This is a genomic window from Micromonospora sp. KC721 (genome assembly GCF_004348355.1).
In the GTDB taxonomy this organism is placed as follows: Bacteria; Actinomycetota; Actinomycetes; order Mycobacteriales; family Micromonosporaceae; genus Micromonospora.
This window is the reverse complement of the sequence record NZ_SMJY01000435.1, coordinates 1-341: the sequence shown is the minus strand read 5'-3', so window position 1 is coordinate 341 and position 341 is coordinate 1. Positions and strand designations below refer to the sequence as shown.

The 341-nt window shown below is 71.6% G+C and carries 1 protein-coding gene; it reads right to left on the bottom strand.

The window, feature by feature from the left end; genetic code table 11:
* A partial coding sequence (locus E1182_RS31835) for a hypothetical protein (protein WP_207921592.1) occupies positions 1 to 327 on the bottom strand: 327 nt, incomplete at its 3' end.
* Positions 328 to 341 lie beyond the last annotated feature (14 nt).

Sequence of the window (341 nt, the reverse complement as noted above, 5' to 3'; positions counted from 1 at the left end):
ATCCGGGTGGCCTGAACCGGGCAAACCGGCCCCGGGGCCGGCGGCCAAACCCGGGCCGCCTGCCGCGCGCTCCTGCGTCCCGCCCGCGCGCGGCACCCCGGGACCGGCACGCCCGGCAACAGGGTCGGTAGACCGCTGAGAGGCACGCAGAGCCCGCTTGCGACACGCATCGTTGTGGAACCGCTTCGGAAGCCCACCGGAGTGCGTACGGGCTTCCTTGGTCGTCTCCTGCTTGTCCCGCGTGCCGAACTCAATCCGGGGCTCCGCGCCCAGGAAGGCAACCGCCTGGAAAGTCGCGGCCTGGTCCACGATGAACGTCTGCGGCATGGTCTGTTCCTCCC